The following is a 24044-nucleotide window of genomic DNA, read 5'->3' as shown; positions in this document are numbered from 1 at the left end:
TTTGTGGTATGAAAAGTACCTGTTGTATTTATTCACGATAATTATTCGGGATTGTAATTCCTTGTGTACACACCGAGTCTTGAAGATATACTCCCTCGGTTTACGACAAATGAGAATATCAATAGATTCAGGGATTTAAAAGATTGCCGAACGGGTAATTAAATTTTAAATTTAAAATCTAAAATTAGTAGGTTGTGACATTGAAAAAAAATTTCTACCTTGTCAACTCGTTTTTGCAGGAAAAAATTAATAATTAAATAATACAGATATGTTTGATAAAAACGTGTATATCAATAGAAGAAAGAGACTTATCGAGAAGATGAGCGGTGGTTTAGTGTTAATACTCGGCAACGAGGAAGCGCCGGCAAATTATCCGTCGAACACGTATAAATTTCGTCAGGATAGTTCTTTCCTTTATTTCTTCGGTTTGAATCACCCGGGGTTTGCCGGGTTGATGGACGTGGATTCCGGGGAAACCTGTCTGTTCGGGAATGACGTGGATATGGACGACATCATCTGGATGGGACCGCAACCGAGCGTGAAGGAACTGGCCGCCGGAGTCGGCGTCACTCAATCGGCTCCTTTCGCTAAATTGGCTGATGTGCTGAAGGAAGCGATCGGGAAAGGTCGTAAAATTCATTTCCTGCCGCCTTATCGCTATCATAATATGTTGTTGCTCGAGGATTTGTTGGGCATCAATCATTCTCTATTGAAAAGTTACGCGTCGTTGGAATTGATCAAGGCTGTCGTGTCTTTGCGTTCCGTGAAGGAAGAGTGCGAGATAGAGCAGATAAATCTGGCCTGTAACATCGGTTACGAGATGCACGTCGCTGCCATGAAACACGCTTTGGCGGGACAGAAAGAGCAGTATATCGCCGGGTTGATCGAGGGAATTGCCGCTTCGTACGGGAGTATGGTTTCTTTCCCCGTGATTCTTTCCCAGAATGGCGAAACGTTGCACAATCACGATCATAGTAAAACGTTGACCGTGGGACGGATGATGCTGACGGATGCCGGCGCGGAGAACAACATGAATTATTGTTCGGACTTTACGCGTACGGTTCCCGTGGGTGGCAGATTTGACCAACGGCAGAAGGACGTGTACAATATCGTGTTGGCTTGTAACAACAAAGCGATGGAAATTGCCCGTCCGGGAGTAACTTACCAACACGTGCATCTTGAAGTTTGTAAAGTGTTGGCTCAAGGTTTGAAGGATTTGGGATTGATGAAGGGTGACGTGAATGCCGCTGTTGCCGCGGGGGCGCACGCTTTGTTTATGCCCCACGGTTTGGGACACATGATGGGATTGGATGTTCATGACATGGAAGATTTGGGACAGATTTATGTCGGGTACGATGATGTAACCCGTCCGATTGACCAGTTCGGTACTTCTTCTTTGCGCATGGGACGGGAGTTGCAACCGGGATTCGTGGTAACGGACGAGCCGGGGTGTTATTTTATTCCCGCTTTGATAGACCAATGGAGAGAACAGGGATTGCATCAAGAGTTCCTCGTGTATGATAAGATCGAAACGTATAAAGATTTCGGCGGTATCCGTTTGGAGGATGATATTCTGATCACGAAGGACGGGTGCAAATGCATGGGTGACCGTCGTGCCCCGATCACGGTAGAGGAAGTTGAGAACACGATTAATGGGTAATGGATAAAAAAGTAAGATAATGAGATTTGTAGTATCAAGTAGTAGTTTTTTGACGAGGTTGCAGGCGGTGAGCAAGGTGATTAGTGGAAAGCCCGCGCAACCGATTTTGGATAATATTTTATTGGTCGCTAAAGACGATACGCTTTACGCGACGGCTTCCGACAAGGAAACCACGATGGAGGCGAAGGTGGAGTTGGAGAATCTGGAAACCCCGGGGAGTATCACTATTCCTGCCAAGTTGTTGCTGGATATCTTAAAAGAGTTCCCCGAACAACCTTTGACGTTCGATATTAATACCGGAACGAACGAGGTGAAGATTATCTCGGACAAAGGAGAATTTTCAGTTCCGGGCGAGAGTGCCGAGGATTACCCGGTGCAGTCTGCCATGAGCGAGGGGGTGACCTCGATTAATACCAATTGCGGTATGTTGCTGGAGGGTATTACCCGCACGGTTTTCGCCACCGCTAATGATGACCTGCGTCCGGTGATGAATTGTATTCTGGTCGAGATGAACGCGGATAATTTCACGTTCGTGGCTTCGGACGCTCACAAGCTGGTACGTTACAAACGGTTTGACGCCAAGACGGACGGGGATCAATTCTCTTTGATATTGCCGAAGAAACCGTCTTTGCTGTTGAAGAATATCTTGCCGAAGGACGAGAGTGAATTGCAATTGCAGTTCAACGAGAAGATGGCTTGCTGCACGTTCGGGAATTACAAGATGGTTTGTACGCTGGTAGAGGGACGTTTCCCGAACTACAATTCCGTGATCCCGCAGAATAACCCGAAGAAGATTATTATCGAGAAGAAAGAGTTGTATAATTCGTTGAGACGGGTATCCGTGATGGCTAATCAGGCAAGCAATCTCGTGAAGTTGGATTTGAGTAACAACACGATCGTGATTTCCGCGCAGGATGTGGATTACGCTATGTCCGGACACGAGACGATCACTTGCCAGTACGAGGGCGACGAGATGGCTATCGGCTTTAAATCTCCTTTCGTGCAGGAAATCCTGTCCAATTTGAACACGGAGTCTTTGGTACTTGAATTGTCCGATCCGAGTCGTCCCGGTTTGTTCTTGCCTTACGAGAATGATAACGAGAACGAGGATTTGTTGATGTTGTTGATGCCGATGATGGTTTAATAATTTTAGATTTTAGATTTTAGATTTTAGATTTCCCCTTGTGCGGGCTTGCGCTTTGGACGTTGTGGTGAGATTTATAATCTGAAATCTTAAATTTTAAATCAAAAATTGATAACTTGGAATTAAAATTGAATAACCCGATCGTGTTCTTTGATTTGGAAACGACGGGTATTAATATCGCGAAGGACAGGATCGTGGAGATTTCTGTTCTGAAAGTGATGCCGAACGGGAAAGAGGAGCAGAAGACGGTACGCGTGAACCCGGGGATGCACATTCCGGAACAGGCTTCAGCTATTCACGGGATATATGACGAGGACGTGAAGGATTGCCCGACATTTAAGGAGATTGCCAAGGATTTGGCTCGCTTTATCGAGGGGTGTGATTTGGGTGGATACAATTCAAATCGTTTTGATATTCCTTTGTTGGCGGAGGAGTTCTTGCGTGTGGACGTGGATTTCGATATGCGGAAACGCAAGTTCGTTGACGTGCAGACAATTTTCCACAAGATGGAACAGCGTACGTTGAGTGCGGCATACCGTTTCTATTGCGATAAAAATTTGGACGACGCGCATACGGCTGCCGCCGATACGACAGCTACTTACGAGGTGTTGAAAGCCCAGTTGGACCGGTATCAGGACACGTTGGAGAATGATATCGCTTTCTTGAGTAAGTTTTCGACGCAGAATAACACGGCGGATTTTGCCGGGTTTATCGTGTATAACGAGGATGGGGTAGAGGTCTTTAATTTCGGTAAAAATAAAGGCGTACCCGTGGTTCAAGTCTTGAAAGAGCAACCCGGTTATTTCGCGTGGATGCTGAACGGGGAGTTTCCGTTGTACACGAAAAAGATTCTGACGGAGATTCGGTTGAGGACGGCGGGGTTGGTGAAGTAATGTCCATATAATTATTAGTATAAAAAAGAAGGCTATTTTTATAGTCTTCTTTTTTTTGGGGCAGGGCTATTTTTATTGTATTTGCGGTTCTCGTGAAATAGTCGTGTTGCTTGATGAACCTTGTCCGCTTTTTTCCGTATATGTGTCAGGTAAAGTGATTAATAGGTGGGGTTAGATTGTGGGGTTGGGGATTTTGGCATAATCCTTGCTGTATAGCCTATTGTTGGAATGATTTATAATTAAATAGTCAATGGATTTATGAGATTTACATGGATGGTTTGCATGATACCTGCTTTTTTGTGGGCGGGGTGTAAAGGGAAAAAGGAGACGTATCAGGATATTGTTCGTCCCGTGAGAGTTGTGAACGTGGAGTCGTTGGGGGCGATTAATAAGTTGTACACGGGAGTGGTGGAAGCCGAGGAATATAGTAATCTGGCATTTAAGTTATCGGGGCCGCTGGTGGCAATGAACGTGGACGAGGGGCAGAAGGTGAAGAAAGGACAAGTGATTGCCGCGGTAGACCCGTTGGATTACAAGTTGCAATACGAGGCGAATAAGGCGGCTTATTTGACGGCAAAATCCCAGTTGGAGCGGAACAAGAGGTTGTTGTCCATGCAGGCTATTTCCAAGCAGGAATACGAGATCGCGGAAGCGAATTATATAAAAGGGAAGTCCGCTTACGAGACTTCTGCCAATACATTAGAGGATACCAAATTGCGGGCTCCTTTTGACGGGTTCGTGGAGAAGAAGTTCGTGGAGAATTACCAGAAAGTGATGCCCGGCGAGTCGATTATCAAGCTGGTGAACCCGAATAAGTTGGCAGTAGGTTTTACATTGCCGGAAACGAGTGTCGATTTGACTCGCACGCCGATGACGGTAACCGTGGAGTTTGACACGTACAAGGGGATTTGGTTCAAGGCGAAGGTGAAGGAATTTATAGACGCTTCTCCCGACGGGACGGGTATTCCCGTGAAACTGGTGATTGATGACAGTCGTTTTTCTCGTGACATTCATAATATTTATCCCGGTTTCTCTTGCAAGGTGAACTTGAAGATCGAAACGGCGGAGGGCGATGGTTATATCGTGCCGATGAGTGCGTTGTTCAAGAATCCGACGACGAACGCGACTTCCGTGTGGGTGTATGATCCTAAAACCGAAACGGTGAAGAGCAAGACGGTTGAGATCGGACAATTGTTCGGGAGTGACAAGATAATGGTACAGAAGGGACTCGCGAACGAGGATATTATTGTCGTTGCCGGGGTGAATTATATCACGGAAGGACAGAAAGTAAAGCTGTTAAAATAAAGGGAAGTTATGAATATAGCAAGATATTCGCTGGATAACACGAAAGTGATTTATTTCTTTTTGGCTATTTTGTTGGTCGGGGGAGTGCTTTCCTTTGATTTGTTGGGCAAGAAGGAAGATTCGCCTTTCGTGATAAAGACGGCAGTTATTATAACGAAATACCCGGGGGCGACGCCTGCCGAGGTGGAACAATTAATCACGGAGCCTATCGAGCGGGAAATACAGTCGATGCGGCGGGTGAAGAAGATTAAATCGGATTCTTATTACGGGATGTCGAAGATTCAGATTGAATTGAATCCGGCAACCCCACCGGACGAGATGCCGCAGATGTGGGACGAGTTGCGGCGCAAGGTGTTGAATATTCAACCGGCTTTGCCGCAAGGGGCATCGACGATCAGCGTTTCGGACGATTTCGGTGACGTGTTTGGTATTTATTACGGGTTGACTGCCGCGGAAGGATTTTCTTATCACGATTTGAGGGAGTGGGGGCAGAAGTTGAAAACTCAACTGGTGTCGGTTGACGGGGTGCAGAAAGTCGCCTTGTACGGGGAGCAGACGGAAGTGGTAAACGTGTATATCACGATGTCGAAGTTGGCGAACTCGGGAGTGGATCTGAACTCGTTGATGCAGACGATCAAGTCGCAAAATTCATTGATAAACACGGGCGAGAAGCGCGCGGGAAATCTGGAATTGAAGATATTGGCGGACGGGACGTACAAGACATTGGATGATATCCGCAACCAGTTGATTGTGACACAAACGGGACAACAGGTGCGGTTGGGGGATATTACCACGATCGAGAAGGGATATCTCGATCCGCCGGGTAGCCTTATGCGGGTTAATGGAAAGCGGGCTATCGGGATTGGTGTTTCGACTGATCCGGAGCGGGATGTGGTGAAGACGGGGGATAAGGTGAAAGAACGTTTGAGCCAGTTGGAAGAGTTGATGCCCGTGGGAATAGAACTGGTGACGCTTTACCCGGAAAACGAGATCGCGCGGGAGGCGAATAACGGGTTCCTGTTGAATCTGGTGGAATCTGTCGTGATCGTGATTTTTATTATTTTGTTGGTGATGGGGTCCCGTGCCGGATTGTTGATCGGTTCCTCGTTGATCTTTTCTATCGGGGGCACGATGCTGATCATGCAGTTTATGGGTGTCGGGTTGAACCGGACGTCGTTGGCGGCATTTATTATCGCGATGGGTATGTTGGTGGACAACGCTATCGTGGTGACGGATAATGCCCAGATACTAATCAAGAAAGGGATGCGACGGCGGGACGCGTTGATACGGGGGGCTACTGTCCCGCAATGGGGATTGTTGGGTGCCACGTTGATTGCCATATTTTCATTCTTGCCTTTGTATTTGGCTCCTTCTTCGGTGGCGGAGATGGTGAAGCCGTTGTTTATCGTGTTGGCGATATCCCTGTCCTTGAGTTGGATTCTGGCATTGACGCAGACGACGGTTTTCGGTAATTTTATTTTGAAAGAAAATTCCGGGGGCGAGGGGAAAGACCCGTATGACACGAAGTTTTATAACAGATTCGTGTCCGTGTTGCGGGGCTTGATTCGTTACAAGGTGGTGACGATCGTGTCGGTTGTCTGTTTGTTTCTGGCTTCGATGTATATCATGGGGGTGATGCCGCAGAATTTCTTCCCGAGTATGGATAAACCTTATTTCCGCGCGGATTGTTTCCTGCCGGAAGGTTTCAGTATCCGGGAGTCCGAGAAGATGATGTCGGATATCGAATCTTACTTGATGAAGCAGGAGGAAGTGACGAATGTTTCCGTGACGATCGGGGGGTCGCCGTTGCGGTATTATCTGGCAAGTACTTCTTTCGGTCCGAAAGCGAATTTCGGCAACTTGTTGATCGAGGTGGAGAAAAAAGAGCAATCCCCGGTGGTTGAAGCGCGGTTGAATACTTACGTGCGGGAGAATTACCCGGATATGCTGATCCGTTCCTCGTTGTTCAAGTTGTCGCCGGCGGTGGAAGCGGCTATCGAGATAGGGTTTATCGGGGAGAATATAGATACACTGGCAGCATTGACGGAGCGGGCAATGGGCATGATGCGGGAATGTGACATGGTGACGGATGTACGCGGTAGCTGGGGAAATAAAGTGCCCGTGTGGGAGCCTGCCTATTCGCAGGAACGGGGACAACGTTTGGGTATTACCCGTCAATCCGTGGCTTATGCTTTGAAAATAGCGACGAACGGGTTGGCTCTCGGTGATTTCCGCGAGAAGGATTTGTTTATGCCTATCCTGTTGAAAGAGGACGGGTTCGATAGCAAGAATCTGGATAACATGAAGACCTTGCCCGTGTTTGCCACGCGGGGGTTCACGGTCCCTTTGGCACAAGTCGTGGATAGTTTTGCCTATAATTATCATTATAACGTGATTAAACGGTACAATCGCGACCGGGTGATGATGGCACAATGTGATCCGAAACGGGGAGCTAATGCGAAAGCCGCTTCCGCACAGGTATGGGATAAGGTGAAGAAGATGGATTTGCCGGAAGGGTACACGATGAAGATATTCGGGGAGGACGAGAGTCAGGCGGAATCCAACGAGGCGTTGGCAGCCAATATGCCGTTGACGTTTATACTGATGTTTATCGTGTTGCTGTTGCTTTTCAGGACTTACCGGAAACCGACGATTATTTTGTTGATGGTGCCGTTGATTTTTATCGGTGTCGTGTTCGGGCTTCTGGTGATGGGCAAGATGTTTGACTTCTTCGCTTTGCTGGGAGTGTTGGGATTGGTCGGAATGAATATCAAGAATGCGATTGTGCTGGTCGATCAGATCGGTATAGAGCAGGAGAACGGGTTGGCTCCGCTGGATGCGGTATTGCAAGCCACGAAGTCGAGAATCGTTCCGGTGGCAATGGCATCGGGGACAACGATATTGGGTATGTTGCCTTTGTTGTTTGACGCGATGTTCGGGGGAATGGCGGCTTGTATCATGGGCGGTTTGCTCGTGGCGAGTTTGTTGACGATTGTCGTTCTTCCGGTGACGTATTGTTTGATATTTAGAATTAAAGCCGATTAATTTTAGATTTGATGATTTTAGATTTTAGATTGATGAAAAAGATACTTTTAATAATAGGGGTTTTGCTGGTATTGGCGGGTGCGGTGACGGGACAGACGTTGACCGTGGAGCAATACCGGGCGAAGGTGTTGGAGTATAATCAGGATATAAAACAGGCGAAGGAGGCGGTGAATGCTGCCATGTTTGCTTTGAAAGGGATTAAGACGGGATTCTTTCCCAAGTTGCAGGTCGGGGGGAATTATTCGTACCAGATTGAAGACGTGGAGTTTATGCAGGGGGTGAATATGAAGCACGATAATTACACGGCGGAGGCTACGCTTTCGCAAAATGTGTATGCCGGAAGCGCGGTTCGGAAGCAGAAGGATGCGGCGGTTTTGCAGGAAGCGATAGCTCGTTTGGGCGAGGATTTGACCACGGATAATATTGTCTATGCTGCCGACGTGAATTACTGGACGGTGGCGGCGAACGAGAGCCAGTTTTATATAGCCCAAGAATTTGTGTTGATCGTGAACGAGTTGGATGGTATCGTGCAGAAGCGTTTTGACGAGGGGGCAATCAGTAAGACGGATTTGTTGATGGTGAAAACCCGTTTGAAGGAAGCCGAATTGCAATTGTCCACGGCGACGATGAATTACCGGATGGCGATGCAATCTTTGAAAATCATGATGGGTACGCCGTTGGAGGAAAACGTGGTGCTTGTGGATTCTATCCAGAAGCCCGTGATTGTGCCTGCCTTACAACCGTTGGATGTCGCTTTGCAGCGTCGGGCGGATTACCAGATCGCGACACAGAATCTGACTTTGGCACAGCAGCAGACGAAAATCATTCGTTCAAAATATTTACCTCAGTTTGCCGTGGGGCTGAAAGAATCGTGGGGAACCCCCATGATTAACGTGGACGGGAAAGAGAAATTCGCGACAACGGCTTTTGCCAAATTGAGTATGCCTGTCTTTAATTGGGGTGAAAAGCGTCAATATGTTCGTCAAAATAAAGCCGTGGAAACGAGCAAGGAGTTGGAGATAAGTAAGATGCAGGATCAGGTGAAGCAGGAGTTGGCTAACGCATGGGTGAAGCTCAACGAAACGTGGAAACGAGTGGAAATTGCCAATTCCACGCTGGAAATAGCCAAGGAGAATCTGAAATTGAACACGTTCAGTTATAACGAGGGGAAATTGCCGATATTGGATGTACTTTCTTCTCAAGCCACGTGGTTGCAGGCGTACACGAGTGTGGTTGCGGCAAATTACCAGTATAAGGTGGCTTACGCGGAGTACGTGAAGATATTGGGAGGGTATTGATTTATGATTTACGATTTACGATTTTGGATTTTAGATTTATGATTTGGTGATTCGGGGATTATTGATTTTGCGGACTTAAGGAATTGGGGCGTGTTTTGGCACGCCTCGATTTGTTTTGTAAAAATGTATAATAAGCGGGTAAATTTTCAAGCTTTTACGGGTATTTCTTCCAATAAATTGTATTTTTGCAGACTAATGGATATTAGTATTTAAAAGATTAGAGTGATATGACGATAGAGAAGATGCTTACTCAGCAAGTGCTGGAAGCCGTAAAGGCTTGTTACGGGGTTGAATTAACAGAAAAGGACGTTCAATTGCAGGAAACCCGCAAGGAGTTTGCCGGAGATTTGACGGTTGTTGTTTTTCCGTTTACCCGATATTCCAGAAAGTCGCCGGAAGAGACGGCGAAAGAGTTGGGAGAGTATTTGAAACAAAATATTGAAGAGGTGGAAACCTACAACGTGATCAAGGGATTTCTGAACGTGGTGATTTCCGCCGCTTATTGGATTGAGGTGTTGAACGAGGTGGCACGGGAAGAGAAGTACGGGTATGCGAAAGAACCGAGCGGGAAAACGTACATGATAGAGTATTCTTCACCGAACACGAACAAGCCGTTGCATCTCGGGCATATCCGTAATAATTTCTTGGGTTGGTCGGTATCGGAGATACAGAAAGCGAACGGGCATCATGTGATTATGGTGAATCTGGTGAACGACCGCGGTATCCATATCTGCAAGAGTATGATTGCTTGGGAGAAGTTCGCCAATGGTGCTACCCCGGAAAGCACGGGAACGAAAGGCGACCATTTCGTGGGGGATTATTACGTGCGTTTTGATAAAGAATATAAAGCCCAGACGAAGGAGTTGATGGAGAAGGGCATGACGGAGGAAGAGGCAAAGAAGCAAGCCCCGATATTGCTGGAAGCGCAGGAGATGTTGCGTAAATGGGAAGCCGGGGACGAGAAAACGGTTGCCTTGTGGCGGAAGATGAATGACTGGGTGCTGAAAGGATTCGAGGAAACTTACAAGATGATGGGTATCACGTTCGATAAGGTGTATTTTGAATCGGAGACCTACAAGAAAGGACGTGATATCGTGTTGCAAGGGCTTGCCGACGGCGTGCTTTACCGGAAGGACATGGGTAGCGTGTGGGCGGACTTGACGGGTGACGGGTTGGACCATAAACTGTTGTTGCGTGACGACGGGACTTCCGTGTACATGACTCAAGATATCGGTACGGCTTACGACCGCTTCAACGAGTTTAACATGGACCAAGAGATATACGTGGTGGGTAACGAGCAGAACTATCATTTTCAAGTGTTATCGTTGGTTTGCAAGAAACTCGGTTTCGATTGGGCGGATAAGATTAAGCATCTCTCTTACGGTATGGTGGAACTGCCGGAGGGTAAGATGAAATCACGAGAGGGAACGGTGGTGGATGCCGATGACCTGATTGCCGAAATGATTCACACGGCACGGACGACTTCCGAGGAACTGGGAAAATTGGACGGTTACTCGGAAGAGGAGGCGGAAGACGTGTACCGTAAAGTGGCTCTCGGGGCGTTGAAATATTTTATCTTGAAAGTAGACCCGAAAAAGACCATGATGTTTAACCCGAAGGAATCTATAGATTTTAACGGGAACACGGGACCTTTTATCCAATATACTTATACGCGTATCCGGTCGGTATTGCGCAAGGCGGAGGAAGCCGGAATACAAATCGTACTGGGTGATATACATACTGGGTTGACTGAGAAGGAACAGAATTTGATTCGGTTTATCGCCAAGTTGCCCGCTGTCGTGAAAGAGGCGGGAGATAATTACAGTCCGGCTTTGCTTGGAAATTACGCTTACGATTTGGCGAAAGAGTTTAATCAGTTCTACCACGATTATTCTATACTGAAAGAAGAGAACGAGCAGGTGCGGAACTTGCGTTTGTTGTTGGCTCAGCAGTGTAGCGTGGCTATCCGTAGCGCGATGGGAATGTTGGGGATTGAGATGCCGGAGAGGATGTAGACGGATTTTAGATTTATGATTTATGATTTATGATTTAAGATTTACGATTTAAGATAATGGAGAAAATTGAGCCTAAAGATATAAACGAGAATGTAATCCGGTTAATCGGGGACGAGTGGATGCTGGTAACGGCAGGTGATCGGGAGAAGTTCAATATGATGACGGCGAGTTGGGGAAGCATGGGCTTTCTTTGGAATAAACCGGTGGTGATGGTATTCGTGCGACCGCAGCGGTACACGTTCGAGTTCACGGAGAAACGCGATACATTCACGTTGTCGTTCTTTGACGAGAGGTATCGTCGGGCATTGAACGTGTGCGGTTCTGTTTCCGGTCGGGACACGGATAAGGTGAAGGAAAGCGGGTTGACACCTTATTTCACGGAAGCGGGGAATCCTGCTTTCGAGGAAGCATCTCTCGTGCTGGAGTGCCGGAAGTTGTATGCCGATTTCTTGAAGGAAGAGGCTTTCACGGAACGGAAGATTGTGGATGCCCAATACGGGCAAAAGGATTTCCACAAGATGTACGTGGCTGAAATTATTAATGCTTGGGTGAGGAAATAACGAATGGATTTATGTACATATCATAGTCATTGCACCTTTTGTGACGGTAAGGCTCCGGCGGAAGAGTTCGTGAAAGCGGCTATCGAAGCCGGGTTTCATAGTTATGGGGTATCTTCACATTCCCCGCTTCCGTTCGATACCCGGTGGTCGTTGAGCAAAGGAGATGTTGAGGCGTATTTGCGGGAAATGGAACGCTTGAAGAAACAATATGCCGGGCAAATCGAGTTGTACGTGGGGTTGGAGATTGATTACCTGAATGACGGCTGGGGACCCGCGAGTGATTATTTCCAGCGGATGCCGTTGGATTACCGTATCGGTTCCGTGCATTTGGTGACGAATGGGGAAACCGGTGAGATGATGGATATGGACGGTTGTTTCGATGATTTCCGGGAGAATTTCCGGAACGTCTATCACGATGACCTGAAACATCTCGTGCGGGATTATTTTCGTTCTTCAGCCCGTATGGTTGAACTGGGAGGTTTTGATTTTGTGGCGCACTTGGATAAGATTTCCATGAACGGTTCGTTGGTGGAGCCGATGCTCACGGAACAGGCGTGGTATAATGAATTGTTGAGGGAGTATTTGCAACTGATAGCCGAGAAAGGCGTTATGGTGGAAGTGAACACGAAAGCGTACACGAAAAAGGGATTGATGTTCCCGAATGTAAAATATTTCAAGTGGTTGAAGGAGTTGAATATTCCCGTGATGGTAAATTCGGATGCCCATTTGCCGCGATTGGTGAATGATAACCGGGAATTGGCATTCCGCTTGTTGCGGGACGCGGGAGTAAAGAGTACCATGCGCCTGCATCGCGGGGTATGGGAGGAAGTACCTATGTCGGAAATTAAAAATTGAAAGATGAATAAATGTCTGGTCATTCTAGGTTGTTTTTTGACCTTTGTGTTGTGTGGTTGTTCCGGGGAAGTAGAGGACGATTTGATAGATGTGCTGGCTAACGAGAAACAAGCCATTCATGATTATCTGAATCAGCACGCAACTGGGGAGGTGTTGGCAATCCCTTATTACAGTCGTAAAGGGATGTTGATTGATTCTATTTTTATTTTTAATCATAGTAGCAACGGTGACGTGGCTAAGGATTCCGGATGGGTGGTGATGGATTATGACATGTATGATCTGAATGATAAGGTATGGGATACCACGGATCCGGAAAAATGGAGTGAAGAGTTTACGCCGGGATATGCTTACGGCGGACCTGTGCTGCATCGGGTGGATACGGCGAGATATAATTTTTTAGGGGAGGCATTTCGGCATATCGGAGTGGGTGATGCCGGGGGAGAGGTGATTATCCCGTCGGTCTTGGGTGCGGTAGACGGGAGAACTTTGCGTTACAAGTTGACTTCTTATAATGTTTTCGATAATATCGCGGAGCATGAAAAAGAGTTGATGGATGCTTATATGGCTCCGTTTTCATCCGCCGACACTTTGCATGTTCTCCCGGGAGAGGTAAAATCGGATACGATTACCTATATTATATTTTTGGAAAGAGAGGGGGATACCCGGAAGTTGCAAACCGGGGATTCGGTTCTGCTGAATATGGTTTATGGGATACTGGATGAAAAAGGATTAAGTACTCGGACATTTAGGGCAATAAGGGAGGATACAACAAAGATATTGTTTAATGAACGGTGGCAAAGAGATATTCCCTCCGGGTTGACTAAAGGGTTGCAGCGATTGCAGCAAGGTGATTCGGCTCATATTCTTATCCCTTACGGGATGGCATACGGGGCAGCCGGGAGAACGCAGAGCGCACAAGGTGGTGGGAAGTATTATTTGGAACCTCCTTATTGTACATTGTGGTGTTGGGTAAGGATAAAGGAGATATTCCCACAAAATCAAGAAGAGTAGTATTTTTATAACAGCTAAATAAAAACGGAAAATGAAAAGAAATTATTGGATGATGATGCTTTGTCTGTTAGCAGGCGGTATTGCAGGTTGCTCGGATGATGACAATGGGCCGAGTTGGAAAGAGCTTTTTGATAAGGAGCAAGCGACTATTAAAGAGTTTGTGAAAGATAAAAGTCCATTGAAAGTTTTTGAATACGATGTTGAGTATAGTAGTGGAAAGTTTGTAAAAGATTACGCTTATTTATTTGGGCATGATTCGACTGGAGTGACTCCTAAAGTGGGGCAGTTTATTTTGGTAAATTACACACAGAGAACTTTAAGTGGTGATATATTAGATTCCACTTATCCTTCTGTTGCTGGTGGTGCAAAAGTTACTCCTTATTTTGAATTAGGAGGACCTGTTTATTTTCGTATCAATGATAATGATAAAATTCTTGATCCTACATCAGAGGCTTGGAAGCTTATGAGTGAAGGTACGAAAGGTGATATTATTTTGTCTAGTTTGATGACGAATTCTACAACTTATCTCTATCGAGAATATGAAATGGAAAAAATTATTCAAAATGAATCATTACTTGCTTACGAGAATGAACTTATTAGTAATTACATAAGTGAAATGCCAGTTTCAGCTGATGATATAATAGAAATTCCCGCAAACGAAACGAATGCACATGATACAATAGCGAAACTCGTGATGTTGGAAAGAGGAACAGGTGAAACTGTAATGTCAACAGACAGTGTTACATTGTGGCTTGAAGGAGAAATTTTGGATGAGATTAATACCACTCTTCGTAAATTTGTGAAAATGCAAGAAGGAAGTACGACTGTTAAAATGAAAGTAAGCGACTTGCCAACTAAAGGATTACGTATGGCTTTGATTACAATGAAAGAAGGAGATAAAGCAAAATTATTCTTACCTTCAGGTATGGCCTATGGGTATGGTGGCGGTTGGAATACTTTAACGAATCAGTGTACTGTTCCTCCATATTCAACACTCATGTTTACGATAGAAATAAATAAAACAGAGCGAACCCCCACGAAGAATTAGTCTATGGATATTTGTCTGGAAAGCACCTTGGAGCTTGCCGTGGCTTGGGCGAGAGAAGTGGGGGAAGTGCAACGTTCTAATTTCAGGAGTGGTCATTTGGATATAGAGACGAAATCGACCGTACATGATGTGGTGACGAAAGTGGATAAGCTGAGTGAATCCATGTTGCTGGAGCGTATCGGGAAGCATTTCCCGGAGCATAGTGTATTGGGAGAGGAGAGCGGTGAGCATGACTTGCATAGTGATTATCTGTGGGTGATAGACCCTTTGGACGGAACGAATAATTATAGCCAAGGACTGCCCGTGTACACCGTTTCTATCGGCTTGCAATACAAGGGTGAAACGGTATTAGGTGTCGTTTATGCTCCTTATACGGATGAGTTGTACACGGCTGTTCGGGGTAAAGGTGCTTTTCTGAACGGTAAACAGATTCATGTAGCTACTAAGACGGATTTGAATCAGAGTGTGTTAGCTACCGGGTTCCCGTATGATAAAGGGATAAATCCCGTTAATAATATTGATAATTTGAGCCGTATATTGCCGCATTTGCGAGGTATCCGGCGTATGGGTTCTGCCGCTTACGACCTTTGTAACGTGGCTGCCGGATTCTTGGACGGTTACTGGGAGCTCGGTCTGAAAATTTGGGATGTATGTGCCGGGGTTCTGATCGTACAGGAAGCTGGAGGAGTGGTAGAGCATTTCCGATATGATCGGGGAATAGCGATTATGACAGCGAATCCCAAGCTATTGGAAAAGATAAAAGATTATATACAATGAGATTGACCTCAAAATAATATTTTCGGTCAATCTCTTCGTATATAAGAATTGCAAAATCATAAACTATATTATTGGCATCTAACTCATTTGTATCTAAAGGATTGGTGGTATGGCAAAAGAAATTGTAATAAACGATAGTGAGTACGCTCAAATATTACAGCAGGCGGTTTCCGAGATTCAGACTGCTCGCACTACCGTCGCCCGACAAATAAACACTACCGTTAATTCTGTATATTGGAATATCGGAAAGTTGCTTTTTGATAGAAATTTGGAGAGTGGATATGGTAGTGGTGTGGTTAAACGGTTGTCGGTGGACTTGAAAGAACAATTTCCTGACATGGGGCTCTCTCCTCGGAATCTATGGAATATGAAACGATTATACGAGCGTTATTATCAAGAAGATACAAAACTGCTACAAGCTGTAGCAGTTTTACCTTGGGGACATAATTTACTACTGTTAGATAAGTCGTTGTCAGCTAATGAAGCCTTATTCTACGCTGAAGAGTGCTTACAAAAAGGTTGGTCGAGAGATATGCTGCTCAATGCAATAAAGATGAATACCTATGCAGCTCGTCAGACACAAATCAAAACGAATAATTTTGATTCGGTTTTGCCTATGGCACAAGCCGACTATGCTAACGAAGTCTTTAAAAGTACGTATAACTTAGGATTTCTTGGAATAACAGAACCAGTTAAGGAGTTGGAATTGGAGAAACGCTTAGTTGCTAAGATTAGAGCGTTTATACTGGAGTTAGGCAAGGGTTTTTCTTTTATTGGCAACCAATATCGTCTGGAATACAATAATAAGGAGTATGTGGTGGATATGCTTTTCTTTCACAGAGGCTTACGGTCACTCGTTGCTATTGAGTTGAAAATTGGGGAATTTAAGGCAGAGTATGTGGGGAAAATGAATCTATATCTTTCACTTCTTGACCGTTTAGAGAAAGGTGAAAGTGAGAATCCATCAATTGGTATAATTCTTTGTGCTGACAAGGATCACTTGGATGTAGAGATCGCTTTGCAAGATATAAACAAGCCAATAGGAATAGCTGAGTATCAATTGCTGTTACCCAAAGACGAACTTCAGGCATTGCTTGTTCAAGAGATCAATTCTATTGAAGAAAATATTACTTCAAATGAGAAGTAACAACATTTGTTTTGCTGCTGCAAAAACTTTTATACCTTTTATAATATAATTATCTCAAGCGATTTAATTTTTTCCCGGATAAGATAGAAAGTCTTTTTTTATTGTATAACTTTGCAACAAAGGAGTATTCTTTTATGGGAATAGATGTAACGCAAATCTTACATGGGGTGAATGATAAGAACGAGAAAGCATGGAAAAGTGTTTTCACGTATTATTATGCTGCGTTATGTTCTTATGCGGATCGAATTATTCGGGATGCTGTTGTGGCGGAGGATTTGGTGCAGGAGGTTTTGATGAATGTCTGGAAAAGTGAGCGTAAATTCCCTCAAGTAAATGATCTTACCTATTATCTTTATCGGTCGACTTACAATCAGGCGATGATGCATTTGCGCCGGGAGAAATTCCAAGAACGTTACGTGCAACAGGTTTTGCAGGAAGAAAGTGATTTCACGGATGAAGAATTTGCGGATACGGTTCGGGAAGAGCTGGTACGGCAGCTTTATTTTTATATAGATGAACTTCCCGAGGAGAGAAGAAAAATAATCTTATTGAGTATAAAAGGATATTCCGGCAATCAAATTGCCGAAGAATTGGGTATTTCCATTAACACTATAAAGACTCAAAAGAATCGCGGATTCAAGTATTTACGGGAGAAGATGAAAGATTCCGCTCATTTGTTCTGGTTGACCGTATTCCTTTCTTGATAAAGAAATCATTTTTTTTGAAAAATAATTCTCGTTTTTGTCACACCAAATGAAATGTCATGCATTTTATGAGTGTAATTAGGAAATAAGATGAAAAGAGATTTAAATAAGATTGTGGCATTAATGCGTAAAGCGTATTCCGATACATTGCAGGATGAGGAACAGAAAGAGTTCGGGCAATTGATGGAGGATAAGGCTTTGCACGATGTCTATTTTGATGTGGAGGATGATGTTTATCTGGAAAAGCATTTTGCTCGTTACGAGCGTTTTTCTCCTGAAAAGGCCTACGAGATTTTCAAGAAGCAGCAACAGAAAAACAAGATAAGGATTATCTTGCGGCGGGTGGCTGTAGCGGCTTGTTTTATTTTACCGTTGTTGGGTGCCGGGATGTGGATGATGTGGCAAGAAGAAAAACAAGAGCAGCCGGTGGTATTGGCAAAGCGGGAGAACGTGCAGTTGAAATTGTCGGACGGGCGTGTTGTGGACGTTTTGCAAGGAAACGAGATTCAGGAAAAAGGCGGTTCAACGATTCGGATGGAGGAAGGTTTGCTCTCGTACAAGCAAGATTCTGTTCATGGTGATGAATTAGTATATAATGAATTAAATGTACCGCTAGGGGGAGAGTGTAACGTGATTTTGGATGACGGGACGCGAGTGTGGGTGAATGCCGGGAGTAAAATAAAATATCCGGTTCGTTTCGTGAAAGAGAAGAGAGTGGTGTCCGTGAAAGGGGAAGTTTATTTCGATGTAACGAAAGACAGGCGTCCCTTTGTTGTGGAAACGGAATTGGGAAAAGTAAACGTGTTGGGAACTTCTTTCGGAGTGAGGGCATACAATGATGAAGCGGTGTTGACGACCTTGGTTTCCGGGAAAGTGATGTTCACGAGCAAGCAAGGCAAAAGCGTGACCCTATTGCCGAGAGAACAAGCGGTGGCTTCCCCGGGGGGAGCGTTGAGCAAGCGGGAAGTGAACGTGGAGGAGTATGTCGGGTGGAAAGACGGCTGGTATATCTTCAAGGAGGAACGCCTTGAAGATGTGATGTGTACCTTGTCGAGGTGGTATGGTATTACGATTTTCTACCAGAATCCCAAGGTGAAAGAGATTCGGTTCACGGGTAATCTGAAACGGTATGATTCTATCATAACTTTCTTGGAGGTACTTGCCGCTTCGGAGGAGGTCAAATATAAAATAGATGGTGATGTAGTGTTCCTGTATGAATAAAAGAAAACACGGACAACAAATTTCCTAGGTCTGGAGTCCGTGCTTGATGTATTAATTTAAATACTTTACAAAGTTATGCAAAAAAACAAACGTTTTAGGTTTGGGGAGCTTTTTATGTACCAAAAAAAGATGTGGTGTATTATGAGATTAGCATGTATTCTAATTTTGGCGTTTAATTTGAGTGTTGCCGCTGCTGCATTTTCGCAGAGTAAGGTGTCACTGGAGTTGAAAGATGCGACTATGGAAGAGTTTATTGCCGCGATGAAAGAGCAGACCGGCACACAGTTTTTGTATAACTCTTCTTTGTTGAAAGTAAGTGAGTTGATCACGGTAAACGTGAAAGACGAAGATTTTAGAGCGGTTCTGGATAAGGTGTTGTCGCCGTTGAGGTTGACTTACAACGTTGTTAATGACGTGGTTGTAATCAAACGTTTGCCTTATGTGGCTCCCGACAAAACGTGGAAGTTGAAAGGGAAGGTGACGGATCAAGCGGGAGAAGCCCTACCCGGTGTTACGGTTCGTTTGAAGGGAACTACTATTGGGATATCGACGGATATCGACGGGGCTTTTACCATGGAGATGAAGAAGGATGTCGATACGTTGGTGGTTTCTTTCATCGGTATGAAGACTCAATTCGTGCCGGTGAAGCGTGAAAAGACGGAGTACGTGATCAAGCTGGAAGAGGATGTACAGGAGATGGACGAGGTGGTTGTGGTTTCAACCGGTTATCAGGATATTGACCGTCGTCGTTTGACGAGTGCCGTGACCACCTTGAAGATGGATGATATTAAGGTGGCGGGTATTGCTTCGATAGACAAGATGCTGGAGGGACACGTGCCGGGTATGATTTTCATGCAGAACTCCGGTCAGGCGGGTGCTGCCGCCCGAGTCAGAATCCGCGGTACTTCCACGGTGTTGGGTAATCAGGAACCGTTGTGGGTGTTGGACGGGGTGGTATTGGCTGATCCGGTGAACGTGGATCCGTCACAGTTGAACGACTTGGACTTCGTGAATTTGTTGGGGAACGCCATTTCCGGTTTAAACCCCGATGATATCGAGCAGATCGACGTGTTGAAAGATGCTGCTGCCACGGCTATTTACGGTACACGTGCCGCTAACGGTGTAATTGTGATTACGACGAAAAAAGGTAAAGTGGGACCTCCCTCTGTTACGTATTCTATTTCAGGAACTTTGAACCGTCGTCCCTATTATTCCGACCGGGAAATCAACTTGATGAACTCTCAAGAGCGTATTGATGTATCGCGGGAGATGTTCCACCGGGGAATGGAGTTTAAGAATGTTTCCAACTGGGTTGGGTACGAGGCGGCATATCTTGATTATAAAGCGGGAATACTATCGTTTGACCAATTCCAAGAAAAGGCGAATTATTACGAGCGGGTGAATACGGATTGGTTTGATATTTTGTGTGAAAACAGTTTTTCCAACAAACATACGTTGAGCGTGACGGGTGGTTCTCCGAATATTCGTTACTATGCTTCTGTCGGTTACAATGACGAGCGTGGGGTAATCAAAAAGGAAAAGAATCAGACTTACACGGCTAATTTGAAATTGAACGGGAATTTTGAGAAAGTGGATTTCCAGTTCGGTATCATCGGGAACGTGAATGAACGTAGGTATACTCCCACGAGTGTAACTCAATACGCGTACGAAATGAGTCGTGCCATACCGGCTTACAATCCAGACGGGTCACGGTGGTTTTATATGAGAGGAGCAACTCGTGATCTTTCTTATCCTTTCAACATTGAAAATGAAATGGAAACTACCTACCAGACGATGAACACGCATTCCGTGACGTTCACGGGTAATTTGAAATACCGGGTTTTGCCTTATTTGAACGTGGAGGGAACGGCTTCTTACACTTTTGGACGTAATACACAGGAAACGGTGTACGAGGAAGATTCTTGGTATGTGGCAAAATTGCGTAAAAAGGGGAGTGATGATACATCTTCCGAATGTCCGCTAGGGGGAGAATTGAAGGAGAGTAGTACGGATAGCCGGAATTGGTTGGTGCGTTTGCAATTGAACTACAATCAGATGTTTAAGGATATCCATCAATTGAATGTTGCGTTGGGAGGGGAGATGTCTTCCAAACGGTATAATAGTTATGCGGCGACACACCGGGGATACTATCCGGAACGGGGGAAGACTTTTGCTTCCATTGATGGAACTTTCCTGTATAAATACGGTCAATATCGGGATTGGATGGCCAAGAATAAACCGTCGATTTCGGAAACGCTGACGAATTTAACTTCGGCTTATTTGGCGATTACCTATACGTATGATAATCGTTATACCTTGAATTTCAATACCCGTATAGACGGTTCTAACCAGTTTGGTAGCCGGAGTAACGAGAAGTTGTTGCCTATTTGGTCTATTTCTGGACGTTGGGATGTGAAAGAGGATTTGTTGAAAAACAGTAATGCCGTCAATCGTTTGGCTTTGAAATTCTCTTACGGTCACCAAGGGAATATGTTAGATAACCAGACTTCCAAGATGATTATCGAGAAGGGAGATTTGAATAGTTGGTATAACGAGTTTTCATCCACGATAAAATATTATCCTAATCCGGATTTGAAGTGGGAGTTGACTTCTTCTTACAATATTGATTTGGAATTCAGTTTGTGGAAGGATAAAATCAGCGGTTCTATCGGTTATTACTACAAGCACACGAAAGATGCTTTCTTGAGTAAGAGTGTATCGGAAATCAACGGGGTATCGAGTTATGTGGTGAACAAGGGAGAGATTTCCAATCAAGGAGTGGAAGTGAGTTTGAGCTTTACCCCGATTAATCAGAAGGTGGATGCTTCCGGTAAGCGGGGATTCGTGTGGCGTTTTGACCCGCAGATTGGTCAGGTGGTAAATAGTTTAATCAGTAAGGCCATCAATAATAAGGACCGGACAGTTCAGGATAAAATCAAATTCTCGGACTATTTGAGGGGCTCGGTCGAATTGAAAGGCAAGCCGTTGCAGACCTTTTACTCTTATCGTTTCAAAGGTTTGAGTTCGGTGGACGGTCGCCCGATTTTCTATGGTACGGAGGAAGAACAAGCTGATGCGTTGTACGAGAAATATTGCAATATGACGGACGAAGAGGTTTGGGATGCAGTATTGGTGGAATCGGGAACTCGTGTGCCCACGTTGCAGGGGGGTATCAACAACTATTTCGGTTATCGCCAGTTCGGTCTTTCCATGAATTTCGCGTATAGTTTTGGAAATAAGGTGCGTTTGTTGAAATTGTGTGAAGAGAATAATATCACTCCTTATCCGGAACGGAATATGCGCAAAGAGTTTGTGAATCGTTGGCAGCGTCCGGGGGACGAGAACAAGACAAATATTCCGGGGGTGAAGGTTTCCGAGGCTGTGGATCTGCCGTGGTGGGGACAAAGCAAATACACCAGTAGCGGTAAGATGACTAGGTTTGCCGATAATGACATTTACGCTATGTATGACTTGTCTGATTTACGCGTGGTGAGCGGTAACTATTTGAAATTGCAATCCGTGACATTCCGTTACAATGTGCATGATAAATTCTGCAAGAAATTGGGGATTAATTCCGCTTACTTGAGCTTGACGGGAACCAACCTGTTCACGATCACCAATAAGAAATTGAAAGGGCAGGACGTGACTCAATCGGGTGCCGCTCCGACCATAAACATGTCTTTGCGCCCGAATTATTCGTTTACGTTAAATGTAACATTTTAAATGCAGTAGGATATGAAGAGTAGAATATTATATATTTGTCTGATGAGTTGCTTGCCGGTATTGTTTACCGCTTGCGGGGATTTCCTTGAGGAGAAGTCGCAGAATCTTGCCTACGTGGAGAAAGTGGCGGATTTGAACGAGTTGTTGATTGGTGAAGGATATTTAAGTGGAGGAAATTCAATAGATACTTTGAATGCCGGTACCGTGAACAAGTGGGGTAGTATATGGAATATGAATGCGGTAACGGGTAAAATGCCTGTAAATAATTTCCCTTATATTCATTTGATGGATGATGATGCGACCGAATATTTGCTCTGTGAAAAAAGTATCGTGAACACGGAAAAGAATTATATTCGCATGAAAGCCGTTAATTTACATCATTGGCAACCGGATCCTTTTTATGATTCGGAAAATGCGGAGATTAATGATGGGAATTGGCAGAATATGTGGAAACGTATTGCTGCGATGAATTCTGTTATCTATCAGGTCAATGAAATGCGCAGTAAAGAAGATGATAAAGTGTTGTGTAATAAGGTTGAAGGAGAAGCTCGTTTTTTGCGTGCGCAGTACTATTTCTATATGGCGAATTTATACGGCAAGCCTTATCGGAAGGCATCTGCTTCTACTGATCCGTGTATTCCTTTGAAGACATCGGAAGAGATTGAAGATAAATATTTCAGTCGGGCAACGTGTGAGGAGGTATATCGTCAAGTTGTGAAAGATCTGGAACAAGCTACCGTGTTGCTTCGGGGAATAGAACAAACGACCAAGTACCGGACAAACCAGACAGCCGCTTTCGCTTTGTTGAGTCGCGTACATCTTTTTATGGAGAATTACGAGGCTGCCATTGCGGTTGCCGATAGCGTTATCGGGAATCCGGATTATTATCTGCGGGATTTGAAGGCTTACCAGCGCGGTAGTGCCGTGTACGTGACTTCCCCCGAGGTGATTTTCACGCATGGACTGAATATCATGGCAGTGATTCATGCTCCGGTTGTGGTGTCTGGTAGTGGTGTGAATCAACAACGAATAAGTTCTGGTTACACGACTTCGGAAGATTTGTTGGCTTGTTATGGTGAGAATGATAATGATATGCGTTTGAAAGCGTTTTTCATCGAGCGTCCGGCACCCGGAAACGGTTGGCGATGCGTGAAAACTCAATTTAATGCGGAAGAGGTTTCCGATATTATGGCTATTCGCGTGCCGGAGGTTTACTTGAACAAGGCGGAAGCGTTGGCATTGTTGGGGCGTGATGCAGAGGCTATCGAAGTGTTAAATGAATTGAGAGAAAAACGTTTGAAAGTGGCGGGAGCGGTAACGGAAAGTGGTGAAGGGTTGGTAAACTTTATCCGTGATGAGCGTAGACGGGAATTGTGTTTCGAGGGACACCGCTGGTTTGATTTGCGTCGTTATGCCGTGAACAGTGTGTATCCTTACGAGAAGGAGATTCGCCATATTTCTTACGATTTTCTGGAAGGAAGCGGTGTATACCGGGCGGGTACTTACGTGTTGAAGCCTTATTCTCAGGATGCTGCTGCTTATATGTTGCCTATCCCGAGATACGCTATCGAGTTCAACGAGGGAACGTTGACTAACGAGGTACGTCCTTCAAGAGAAATAGTTGTAGAATAATAAAAT

At 45.0% G+C, this 24044-nt stretch carries 17 protein-coding genes; all 17 read left to right on the top strand.

The features are described 5' to 3' along the window. Positions 1-268 precede the first annotated feature (268 nt). A complete protein-coding gene (locus Q5866_RS14065; protein ID WP_186975796.1) occupies positions 269-1660 on the top strand; it encodes an aminopeptidase P family protein in 1392 nt (463 codons plus the stop codon). Positions 1661-1679: 19 nt separating this feature from the next. Beyond that, positions 1680-2804, top strand: a complete 1125-nt coding sequence (gene dnaN / locus Q5866_RS14060) for a DNA polymerase III subunit beta (protein ID WP_303180889.1) — start codon at positions 1680-1682, stop codon at positions 2802-2804. Positions 2805-2920: 116 nt separating this feature from the next. Next, positions 2921-3697: a 3'-5' exonuclease gene (locus Q5866_RS14055; protein WP_099293093.1), complete on the top strand. Its 777-nt coding sequence runs from the start codon at positions 2921-2923 to the stop codon at positions 3695-3697. A 258-nt stretch (positions 3698-3955) separates the two neighbouring features. Then, positions 3956-5002 (top strand): efflux RND transporter periplasmic adaptor subunit, encoded by a 1047-nt coding sequence (locus tag Q5866_RS14050; protein WP_255469486.1) that lies wholly within the window; start codon positions 3956-3958, stop codon positions 5000-5002. A 9-nt stretch (positions 5003-5011) separates the two neighbouring features. Continuing rightward, a complete protein-coding gene (locus Q5866_RS14045) occupies positions 5012-8047 on the top strand; it encodes an efflux RND transporter permease subunit (protein ID WP_186975795.1) in 3036 nt (1011 codons plus the stop codon). Positions 8048-8079: 32 nt separating this feature from the next. After that, positions 8080-9345, top strand: a complete 1266-nt coding sequence (locus tag Q5866_RS14040; protein ID WP_303180887.1) for a TolC family protein — start codon at positions 8080-8082, stop codon at positions 9343-9345. Between the two features lie 227 nt (positions 9346-9572). Continuing rightward, on the top strand, positions 9573-11360 hold the full coding sequence (gene argS, locus Q5866_RS14035; protein ID WP_303180885.1) for an arginine--tRNA ligase: 1788 nt from the start codon (positions 9573-9575) through the stop codon (positions 11358-11360). 56 nt (positions 11361-11416) lie between these two features. After that, positions 11417-11920 (top strand): flavin reductase family protein, encoded by a 504-nt coding sequence (locus tag Q5866_RS14030; protein WP_303180884.1) that lies wholly within the window; start codon positions 11417-11419, stop codon positions 11918-11920. A 3-nt stretch (positions 11921-11923) separates the two neighbouring features. Beyond that, complete coding sequence (locus tag Q5866_RS14025; protein ID WP_303180882.1) at positions 11924-12775, top strand: histidinol-phosphatase; 852 nt, start codon at positions 11924-11926, stop codon at positions 12773-12775. 3 nt (positions 12776-12778) lie between these two features. Continuing rightward, positions 12779-13786, top strand: coding sequence for a hypothetical protein (locus Q5866_RS14020; RefSeq protein ID WP_303180881.1), 1008 nt, complete (start codon positions 12779-12781; stop codon positions 13784-13786). 31 nt (positions 13787-13817) lie between these two features. After that, entirely contained in the window at positions 13818-14834 is a 1017-nt protein-coding gene (locus tag Q5866_RS14015) for an FKBP-type peptidyl-prolyl cis-trans isomerase (protein WP_303180879.1), read from the top strand. Between the two features lie 3 nt (positions 14835-14837). After that, on the top strand, positions 14838-15611 hold the full coding sequence (locus Q5866_RS14010; protein WP_303180878.1) for an inositol monophosphatase family protein: 774 nt from the start codon (positions 14838-14840) through the stop codon (positions 15609-15611). A 109-nt stretch (positions 15612-15720) separates the two neighbouring features. Beyond that, positions 15721-16758 carry a YhcG family protein gene (locus tag Q5866_RS14005; RefSeq protein ID WP_303180877.1) on the top strand — a complete coding sequence of 346 codons (1038 nt, stop codon included), beginning with the start codon at positions 15721-15723 and terminating at the stop codon, positions 16756-16758. Between the two features lie 134 nt (positions 16759-16892). After that, positions 16893-17462: an RNA polymerase sigma factor gene (locus Q5866_RS14000; RefSeq protein ID WP_303180875.1), complete on the top strand. Its 570-nt coding sequence runs from the start codon at positions 16893-16895 to the stop codon at positions 17460-17462. Positions 17463-17552: 90 nt separating this feature from the next. Then, positions 17553-18683 carry a FecR family protein gene (locus tag Q5866_RS13995; RefSeq protein ID WP_303180874.1) on the top strand — a complete coding sequence of 377 codons (1131 nt, stop codon included), beginning with the start codon at positions 17553-17555 and terminating at the stop codon, positions 18681-18683. 141 nt (positions 18684-18824) lie between these two features. Continuing rightward, complete coding sequence (locus Q5866_RS13990) at positions 18825-22406, top strand: SusC/RagA family TonB-linked outer membrane protein (protein WP_303180872.1); 3582 nt, start codon at positions 18825-18827, stop codon at positions 22404-22406. A gap of 12 nt (positions 22407-22418) precedes the next feature. Next, positions 22419-24038: a RagB/SusD family nutrient uptake outer membrane protein gene (locus Q5866_RS13985; protein ID WP_303180871.1), complete on the top strand. Its 1620-nt coding sequence runs from the start codon at positions 22419-22421 to the stop codon at positions 24036-24038. Positions 24039-24044 lie beyond the last annotated feature (6 nt).

The organism is uncultured Butyricimonas sp., assembly GCF_959596855.1.
Classification (GTDB): Bacteria; Bacteroidota; Bacteroidia; order Bacteroidales; family Marinifilaceae; genus Butyricimonas; species Butyricimonas muris.
The sequence above is the reverse complement of the archived record's forward strand: the minus strand, read 5'-3'. Positions and strand labels throughout refer to the sequence as shown.